Below are 9547 nucleotides of genomic sequence, written 5' to 3'. Positions count from 1 at the left end.
CCCCGGCCCCACGCCGGACCCTGCCCCATCGCCGCCCGGCCCGCTTGCGCTGCTGGAGCGGGCCACCGGTGCGGGCGCGTGGATGCTGGCGCTGCCGTCGCACCATCTGACATGGACGGCGCAACTGTCCGCCCTGCTGGAGATGACGCCGGAGCAGGCGCCGTCATGGGCCAACGCACTCGATGTTTATGCGCCCGAATCGCGCGCCTGCATGGCCGCGGCCCTGGAACGCTGCCTGGCCGACGGCACGGCGTTTGACGAAGAGGTGCAGGTCATCACCGGGCGCGGCCAGCGCCTGTGGGTGCGCTCGCTGGGCGAGGCCTGGCGCGATGCCTCGGGCGCCGTCGTGCAGCTGTCCGGGGTTCTGCAGGACCTCACGGCCCGAAAACGCGCCGAGCAGGAAAGCCAGAGCCTGACCATGCGGCTGGCAACCACGCTGGCGAGCATCACCGACGCTTTTGCCACGCTGGACCGCGAAGGCCGGTTGACCTACGTCAACCGCGAGAGCGAACGCCTGCTGCGCGCCCCCGGCACGGCGCTGTTGGGCCAGACGCTCTGGGACGCGCTGGACGGCAACAGCACCAGCCGGGTGCGCCAGAAAATCCTGGACATTCTCGGCAGCGACGCCAGCCGCGAGTTCGAGGTCTTCTGTGCCATTCCCGACGGGTGGCTGGAGCTGCGCGCCTATCCTTTTGAAGAGGGGGTGGCCGTGTACCTTCGCGATGTCAGCGACAGGCGCCAGTCGCAGGAGCAGTTGCTGCTGCTGCAAACCAGCATCTCGCGCCTGAACGACATCGTGCTGATCACCGAGGCCGGTCCGGTGGACGCGCCCGGCCCGCGCATTGTGTTTGTGAACGATGCCTTCGAGCGGCAAACCGGCTACAGCCCGGCCGAAGTGCTGGGCCAGACACCGCGCATGCTGCAGGGGCGGCGCACGCAGCGCGCCGAGTTGGACCGCATCCGGCAGGCGCTGGAGCAGGCGCAGCCGGTGCGCGCGGAACTCATCAATTACAAAAAAAACGGCGAGCAGTTCTGGCTGGAGCTCGACATCGTGCCGGTGGACTATTTCAGCCGCGGCCTGACGCACTGGGTGGCCGTGGCGCGCGACATCACCGAGCGCAAGGCCGCCGAGGAAGAGATTGAGCACCTGGCGTTTTACGACACGCTGACCCAGCTGCCGAACCGCCAGCTGCTGATGAACAGCCTGCGCACGGCGCTGTCCCACAGAGGCAACCCCGACAAAACCGGGGCGCTGATGTTCATCGACCTCGACAACTTCAAGTTGCTCAACGACACGCGCGGCCACGCCACCGGCGACCTGCTGCTGCAAAAGGTGGCGGCGCGCCTGAACAGCTGCGTGCGGCTGCGCGACACCGTGGGCCGCCTGGGCGGCGATGAATTCGTGGTCCTGCTCGAAGACCTGGGCGACGACCCGCTGCTGGCCCGCAGGAAGGCCGAAGTCGTGGCACAGAAAATTCTGGCCACCCTCAGCGAGCCTTGCGACCTGTCGGGCCTGGACTATGACGGCACCTGCAGCATCGGCATCACGCTGATCACCCAGCACGAAAAAAGCGTGGGCGACCTGCTCAAACAGGCCGACCTGGCGATGTACCAGGCCAAGGCCGCGGGGCGCAACACCGTCTGCTTTTTTGACCCTGGCATGCAGGCGGTGGCAACGGCCAACGCGGCACTGACCTACGAGCTGCGCCAGGGCCTGCGCAACCAGGAGTTCGTGCTGCACTACCAGCCGCAGGTGGGCCCCAAGGGCTTCATGGTCGGCGTCGAAGCCCTGGTGCGCTGGCAGCATCCGCAACGCGGCCTGGTGTTTCCCGACAGCTTCATCCCCCAGGCCGAGGAGAGCGGGCTGATCCTGCCGCTGGGCAAGTGGGTGCTGGAAACCGCCTGCGCCCAGCTGGCGCGCTGGGCCGCCTGTCCGCTCACCGAAAAGTTCAGCATCGCGGTCAACGTCAGCGTGCGCCAGTTTCGCCACCCTGAGTTTGTCGAGCAGGTCATGGCGGCCATCGCCAACGCCGGCATCAGCGCGCACCGGCTCAAGCTGGAGCTGACCGAAAGCCTGCTGGCCAACGACATGGACGTGACGATTGCCAAGATGGGCATCCTTCAAAACGCCGGCGTGACGCTGTCCATCGACGACTTCGGCATCGGCTACTCGGCACTGTCCTACCTGAAACACCTGCCGCTGGACCAGCTCAAGATCGACCGCGCCTTCGTCAAGGACGTGCTGACCGACCCCAACGACGCGGCGATTGCCCGCACCATCATCGGCCTGGCGCAAAGCCTGGGGCTGGACGTGATGGCCGAGGGTGTGGAGACCGAAGCCCAGCGCGACTTCCTGGCCCGCCACGGCTGCCACTGCTTCCAGGGCTATCTGTTCTGCAAGCCACTGCCGATCGACGAACTCGAGGTGTTCATGCAGGGTATGGCCAAGCCGCCGGAGGGTGCATCCGGCTGCTGAGCCACGCTGCGTACCGCCATCAAAATGCTACTGAATTTATAGCTGCTTGCGCAATAACCACCTGGGCTGGAGGCACTTTTCACCTGAAGAAATGAATGGGAGTTCGTTCCGGCGCCATCGCAATGGCGCGCTCATTTTTCACTTCACAAGCACATTCAGAAGCTGGTCCAGTGCCAACGAGCTTATCCGCGCCTTCTCCATGAATTCCTTTGAAAAATACTTTTCATAGACCTTGGACTCGAAGGCCGCGCCACCGAAGCGATCTGAAAATTCCTGCTTCAGCCTGGCCGTGGTTTTGCCCTGTACCGGATATCCATGGGCGGTCAGCAGCAGCGCCTCAAGGCAGGGGTCAGCCGCAACAACCTGTACCTTTGCTTTGCTTTGCGCGCAATCGCCCGGGTCTTGTCGTTCCAGTCCGTATCGGTGTCCAGTAGCGCTACTTTCAGGTCAAATGCCGCGTTAAGCGACTGGCGCACCGCCACGTCCACCACATGCGCTGCTCCTTTGCCGCGAGCGTTCTTGATGGTCACCGCCACACCAGAACCGCGCTGGACGTACAGGGCCTTCAAATGCCGCAGCAATACGACCTCGAAATCTCCTTCTCCCACCAGCAGCACGGTGCGCGCCACATGGCGCCGCTTTGCACCGCCCTTCATAGCTGAGGCACGGCACCAAAAGCACCCGCCATGTACTTGGCGTAAAAATTGTCGTCACTTCGAATGCCATCCACACTGTCGAGCCGCCAGGCGCTGCTCTCATTGTTTTCGTCCTTTTCCACCAGCATGACTTGCGACTTGTGCAGAATGTTCAGCACCTCCATCGCATGGCAGGTGAACAGCAGTTGCGCGCGATGCGGGTTGGTGGCCGGGTTGGCGAACAGGTCCAGAATTGGCTCCAGCATGTGCGGATGCAAGTCGTTCTCGAACTCGTCGATCACCGCCAGACCGCCTGCAGCCAGCACCGGCAGCAGCCGGCCCAGCAACACAAAGGCGCCTTGCGTGCCGCTGGATTCCAGCGCGAACGGCAGCTCAAACGACACGCCGTCAGCCGCGCGGTGAATGCCGAAAGGCAGCCAGAACTTCTCCGTCTTGCCATCGGGAAGTACGGCCTCCATCTCGCGCACCTGCAGGTCGCTCAGGCCGAGATCCCAGGCAGCCAGCAAGCGCACCAGTTGCTGACGCTGCGACTCCTCGGTGGCAAAGTGCGTTGCTGCCCGAACCAACTGGTCTGTGTCATTCACCAACCGGCCAAACTGGTGGATGTTGGTCGATATGTGGCTGTTGACCAGGCGCTGGGCCAAGGGCACGCCGTACTGCGCTGCGGTCGCAATCAACGAGGCATTGGGCCGCACCTTGCGCGCCTCGGCCGGCGCCAAGCCGAAATCCTGCTGCTTCACATCGTAGCTCTGCGAGCTTTCATTCCACTCGCGCACAAACACATAGCGCATGCGCTCGTGCTTCACATACAAGGCTTCGTGCAATACGCGCTGCGGCGTGCAGCGCAGCGTGTAGCGCCAAAGGCGACCGTCGAAATCCGCCTCCACCTCGAACTCGGTTGGCTCACTTTGCGCCGCAGCATGCGGCCGCAATGGCAGCGGGGCGCTGGGGTCGGTGCCAAACGAATGGCGCATGAACCAGTCTAAAAACAGGATGGGTTTGAGCAAAGCCGTTTTACCGCTGGCATTCGGGCCAATAACAGCCATCACCGTGCTGACCCGCGCCGCTGTGGTCGCCTGACCTGACCAGACGGCAACAGGCACCCGGCCGTCCAGCAACCAGGAAACCTCTGTTCGCTCACGGAAAGATTGGAAGTTTGAAAACGCGTAGCGGTGCAACATGGTCTAATTAAATCACTTTCAGACATTTTTTTGTATGAAAGTTGAATAGTCTCTGAAAATTCAACGGTTTTAGCTAACGGCAGCGCACCCAGGGAGACCGGCAGGGTGGCACGCGAGGCCGCCGGCGGACGCGCCGGGCTGCTGAGAGCCGCCTCTGGCTGTCAGATTGCTATTAAATCAGTAGCTGCCCGCGCAGTACCCACCTGGACTGGAGCCACTTTTGGCTTGAAGAAATGAATGAAGGCCTGTTTCGGCGCGACAGGAAAGGCGGGTTCGCGATCCCGATTTGTCATCCCAGGCCCCGGTTGTCATCCCGGACCTTGATCCGGGATCCATCCCCACCCGCCCGGACCGTGCGCATGCATGCAACCGGAGCTGACGGGCGTGCGCCGCTTCGGCGGCGTCCAACTCACACCTGCGCCGACGACACCCCCAACTTGAGCCCCAGCGCCTTGATGACTTTCATCACCGTCGCGAACTCCGGGTTGCCTTCGGGCGACAAGGCCTTGTACAGCCCCTCACGCGCCAGGCCCGTGTCGCGCGCCAGCTGGCTCATGCCGCGCGCGCGGGCGATGGAGCCCAGCGCCCTGCGAATCAGGCTGCCGTCACCCGGGTCTTCCTGAAGGCAAAGTTCAAAATAAAGCGCAATGTCCTCTTCCGTCTTGAGGTAATCGGCGCTGTCCCAAGGGGAGAACTTTTCGGGGAGAATTTTTTCAGCCATGCCTCAATCCTTCCAGTCTTTAGCCATCGCAATGGCGCGTTCAATGTCGGCGTCCTGTGAGCGTTTGTCACCGCCGACCAGCAGCACGATGACCACCGGGCCGCGCCGCGTGAAATAAACCCTGTAACCGGGGCCATGGTCAATGCGCAGCTCTGAAATGCCGTCGCGCACAGACTTGGAATCCCCCGGGTTTCCGTCAGCCAGCCGGTCGATCCGCACCAACACCCGAATCCGCGCCGACCGGTCTTTCAGGCCCAGCAGCCAGCGCTCGAAGACTTCGGTTTTGATGATTTCAAACATGGCTATTGTAATCCATGGTTTACAACAAATCAGCCAGTCCGCAACTCAGGTCAAGCGGCGCCAGACCGTTCCAGATTCAGCGCCAGCAGCCGCTTGAGGATTTCCTCGTCTGGCATGTCTGCGCGATAGTCGACCCAGCCGTAGGCCGCTGCCACGGCAGCGTCGAGCTCTTTGTGCGCCGCGTCCAGCCAGGCCGGGCGTTGGTTGTAGAGCTTGGTCAGCGTGCGTTCGGCCAGCTCTTTTTCAAAACCGTCTTTGGGCAGGATGCGGTCGGGGTAGGGGCTGACCGTCATGCCCAGCGGCACCACCTCGGGCACCCGCTGCGTCCACTCGGGCGGATTCAGCCAGGCTTCGCGCAGGTCGTTCAGGCGTTTGGCGGCGCGGGCGATGGCTTCTGCAACGCCCCGCACATCACTACCCGTTCGCCCTGAGCCTGTCGAAGGGTTCTTCGCATTTGGCAAGGCTTCGACCCCTTCGACGGTGCTCAGGACAGGCAGCTCAGCCCGAACGGAGCCAGAGGAAAGCCCGGCGGGAATCAGCGCGCCACCATCGATGGCTTCAGTGGCCTGGTTCGCCGTGTCGGCGGGGCTCAAGCCTTCAGGGAAGGGGAAGGTTTCGAAACAGGTGGTGGGGGTGTAGCGCGGATCGTTGCCAACGCCGATCGAGGTGCCCACGCGCAGCGACCAGAGTTCGTGGAAGCGGCTGTGCAGCAGGCCAAGCGTCGTGTCGTCGGCACGCGCCACCGTGATGAGCGCCTGGTCTGGCGATGTAGTCACGGGCAGCCACACAAAAGACCTGTGCTTGGAATGCGCAACCGTGGCGATGAAGCGAGTGAGCGGTTTGAACGCAATACGCATTTCGACCCGAGGCCTGCCAAAGCGCCACCAGCAATCGCGTAAAGCTGGTTCTGATTTTTTGACTCGCTCTGGCTTGATGCGCGCGACAACGTAGCCAAACGGCTTTTCGTATAGTGCAGCTTCGGCCTCGGCAAGGTCGTTCCCAAAATCGATGATCCATTGGTGCTGCGGCCCGCGGCTCAGTTCAAAGCCATTCGCCCAGGGTTTGAGCACGTCGCTGTTGGGCCGTCCGTGCGGGTTGGGCAGGCGCAGCCAGTCGCGCGCCAGTTTGGCGTCGATCTCGAACTTGGCTTTCTTCGATGCCCCCTGAAAGCTGGCCCCGAGGTTCTCGGCCAGCGTGTGCGCTTTGCTAACGTCCAGCAAATCACCGGCCATCGTTGGCGCGGTAAGGTCAGCGTAGATTTGCGGCACGGTCACGCCATTGAGTTGTGCGCTCTTGTCGTGGCCAAAAGAAATAAGCGATACGCGGACGGCTGCGCCTTCATTCACCCAGGGCTCGTCACTCCAGGCCGCGTAGATGTTGCTGCGTTCGGTGATCGCTTGCAGCACTTTTCTGTTGGCGCCGCCGCGGATGGAGTTGGTTGCGACCAGCCCCGCTGCGCCCAAACCATTGGTTTCGATGGCCTTGAGCGCCTTGGCGAACCAGTAGCACACCAGATCCGCGCCGCCCGGCACGCCGGGTGCGTAAATTTCATCGAGTGCCCGGGTGTAGGCTTCGCCCAGTTCGCGGCGCTTGCGGCTTACGCCCAGAAACGGTGGATTCCCAATCACCACACTGGCCTTGGGCCACATGGCTTCGACGGCGCGCGGGGAGCCCTCACCCCGGCCCTCTCCCACGGGGAGAGGGGATTTTTGAGAGCCCTCTTCCGGCGGGAGAGGGAGAAAAGACAAGAGTGCATCGCGGCACTCGATGTGGTCCAGCGGCTCCAGCACCGGGTTCGTCTTGAACTCGTAGCCGTGTTGCAGGCGCCACTGCAGCTCGCCTATCCACACCGTCACGCGCGCGAGTTCGGCGGCGTATTCGTTGAGTTCAATGCCCAGCATGTTGTGCGGGCCGGTCACCAGATCAGCCTCGCGGTCCAGGCCCAGCATGGCGGCGTCAATGTGGCTCTGGTGCTCGATGTCTTTCAGCGTCTTCAGGCCCAGGAACAAAAAGTTGCCGCTGCCGCAAGCCGGGTCGAGCACGCGGTAGCTGCTGAGCTGGTCCAGCCAGCCGATGAACCTGGCCTTGGCCGCCTTGTAGTGTTTGTCGCCTTTGCGGGTGTTTTTGGCCATGAGCGCCCGTATTTCCTGCGCGGTCTGCTCCCATATTTGTAGCAGAGGACGCTGGAGCACGGGCTCGACGATTCTTTGAATCGTGGCTGGGTCGGTGTAGTGGGCGCCGAGCTGGCTGCGTTTGCTCGGGTCCAGCCCGCGTTCAAACAGGGTGCCGAAGATGGACACGTCGATCGCGCTCCAGTTCTGGTCCGCCGCGTTGCGCAGTTCAGTGACATTCATGATGTCGAGTTTCGGCACGTCAATGATTTTGAACAGGCCGCCATTGAACCGTGCAATGTCATGCACGCCAAACAGGTCGCCGGTGCGCATGGACGTGAACAGGGTCGCGAGTCCACCGGTGAGTTTTTCGCTCGGCAGCATGCCGTGCCGCGTAGGCAGATCGAACTTTGCGTTGATCATCTTCTTGAACAACTCGTTGGGTAGCAGGCCCACATCTTCCGCAAAAAAGCAGAACAGGCATTGCGTCAAGAAGTGAGAGACTTTCTGCGGCTCGTGCCCGGCTTTCCTGAGCTGACCCGCCAGCGTGGCAAAGCTCTTGGCAGCCGCCTCGGTGATGTCGCGGCTGGTTTTCTTGGGCCTGAAGCTTTCGGGGTCGGTCCAGATGCGGCGCAGCAGGGCCAGTTTGTCGGGCTGGTCCAGCTCGGCCAGCGCCACATTGAAAGTTTCGGTCGGGTGGCCGGTGAACTGGGTGTGGATGCGGATGGTCAAGCGGTCGCACACCACCAGAATCGGCGGGTTGCTCAGCGCCAGGCTGTAGGTCAGCAGCTGCTTGAGCGCGGCGTCCAGGTTTTTGCCGGGCGCCTTGTTCTCCCACGCAAACGCGCCGCGCTTGAAGACATCGGCATAACCGGTGCGCCCGCCGATGACGGCGTTTTTCTCTTCAAACAAATAACCAGCCTCGCTGCCGGGCTTGGGCACGGCCAGGAGTTCGCACAAATCAATGAAGTGGCTTTGCGCGCCCTGCTCTTCGTTGAGCTGAAAGGCCGGGCCGCCGGGGCCCCATTTGGTGATGAAAGTTTGGGGGGTCATGGTTTTTCAGTAGCCGTGCAGGGCGTAGTCAAGGGCCGACCAGATGCGCGGCGCTTCGCTGCGCAAGCTGGTGACCGCACCCCGCAGATCAGCGGATGGAAAAGCGAGCAAACCCAAGGTGTCCAGAAACAGCGCCTCGCCTTCGACCTGGACCACAGGGGCCAGGCGTTCGGTGGGTGACTCCACCCAAACGTGCGTCAGGGGAATGGTCAGGCGGTTGCGTACGCCGCGAACGAAATCGCTTTGAATGTCGACCACATAAGGAGACTGATCTCGCCACTCTTCCACGGGATGGGGATAAACGTCGAATTGCGCCATCAGCCGGGCTCCGCGCCCGGGGCTTTGAGGGCCGCCTGTTTCCTGCGCCATTCGTAAATGCGCCAGCCCATGCTGCCTTCACGCTCGATGCGACGGTTGTAGGCGTCAATCGTGTCCTTGTTTTCGGCCTCCCACTGCACGGCCAATCGCTCGATTTCCTCAGCGCTGCGCTCCTGCGCCGCCTTGCGCGCCGCCAGCCGCTCGGGCGTGAGCCAACCGTCGCCGACGCGGTAGGCGCCGGGCTCTTCCTGCACACGGGCAGGCGCAGAGGCGGCCGTGGTGTCCTGCACGGCAGGCACGGCCTTCATGGGCACCAGTTCCACCCGGCCGTCGGGGTAGAAGACCACATCAAACAACTGGCCCGCGTATTTTTTGCCCAGCGAGATCTGGCCGCTGGCGCCGACTTCCTTGAGCATGGCGCGCCCTTTCAAACGTTCATGCCATCATGCCGCATGAAATCAAGGGCGTCAAATCACGTCCAGCCGTAAGGTCCCTTGAACGTGACGAAGACAAATTCAAGTCCTTATTGTTTCGTATGTAGCAATATTAAATTGTATTAAATGCTATTTTTCTTTGTTATCAGCAACAGTAAAGTTCATACATCGATGAGCCGCAACCAATAAACGACTCACCGAGGCTGGACAGACGGGATCAATGAGCCCGCCATGCCCGGACATGTTTATTCACTCTTCCAAGGAAATTTCATCATGAATGCATCCAAGTTCTTCGCT

General features: G+C 62.1%; 8 protein-coding genes. 1 reads left to right on the top strand and 7 read right to left on the bottom strand.

Annotated features, from left to right (window positions below):
* Positions 1–2476, top strand: a 2476-nt coding sequence (locus tag B7G52_RS22475; RefSeq protein ID WP_141397533.1) for a bifunctional diguanylate cyclase/phosphodiesterase, incomplete at its 5' end; no start/stop codon positions are given.
* A 323-nt stretch (positions 2477–2799) separates the two neighbouring features.
* Here B7G52_RS22475 and B7G52_RS22470 read toward each other — a convergent pair.
* From B7G52_RS22470 to B7G52_RS22440, 7 genes are all read right to left on the bottom strand, one after another.
* Entirely contained in the window at positions 2800–3132 is a 333-nt protein-coding gene (locus B7G52_RS22470) for a hypothetical protein (RefSeq protein ID WP_141397532.1), read from the bottom strand.
* On the bottom strand, positions 3129–4313 hold the full coding sequence (locus B7G52_RS22465) for an ATP/GTP-binding protein (RefSeq protein ID WP_096699888.1): 1185 nt from the start codon (positions 4311–4313) through the stop codon (positions 3129–3131). Before B7G52_RS22465 ends, B7G52_RS22470 begins: the two co-directional genes overlap by 4 nt.
* A 409-nt stretch (positions 4314–4722) precedes the next feature.
* A complete protein-coding gene (locus B7G52_RS22460; RefSeq protein WP_096699887.1) occupies positions 4723–5034 on the bottom strand; it encodes an addiction module antidote protein in 312 nt (103 codons plus the stop codon).
* 3 nt (positions 5035–5037) lie between these two features.
* Positions 5038–5334 carry a type II toxin-antitoxin system RelE/ParE family toxin gene (locus B7G52_RS22455; RefSeq protein WP_096699886.1) on the bottom strand — a complete coding sequence of 99 codons (297 nt, stop codon included), beginning with the start codon at positions 5332–5334 and terminating at the stop codon, positions 5038–5040.
* 50 nt (positions 5335–5384) lie between these two features.
* Positions 5385–8498 carry a DNA methyltransferase gene (locus B7G52_RS24255; RefSeq protein ID WP_096699885.1) on the bottom strand — a complete coding sequence of 1038 codons (3114 nt, stop codon included), beginning with the start codon at positions 8496–8498 and terminating at the stop codon, positions 5385–5387.
* A gap of 6 nt (positions 8499–8504) precedes the next feature.
* A complete protein-coding gene (locus B7G52_RS22445) occupies positions 8505–8816 on the bottom strand; it encodes a CcdB family protein (RefSeq protein ID WP_170954854.1) in 312 nt (103 codons plus the stop codon).
* Complete coding sequence (locus B7G52_RS22440) at positions 8816–9232, bottom strand: hypothetical protein (RefSeq protein WP_096699883.1); 417 nt, start codon at positions 9230–9232, stop codon at positions 8816–8818. Before B7G52_RS22440 ends, B7G52_RS22445 begins: the two co-directional genes overlap by 1 nt.
* Between the last annotated feature and the right edge of the window lie 315 nt (positions 9233–9547).

It is taken from the genome of Polaromonas sp. AER18D-145, assembly GCF_002379095.1.
GTDB lineage: Bacteria > Pseudomonadota > Gammaproteobacteria > Burkholderiales > Burkholderiaceae_C > Polaromonas.
This window is presented reverse-complemented; position numbering and strand designations above follow the sequence as displayed.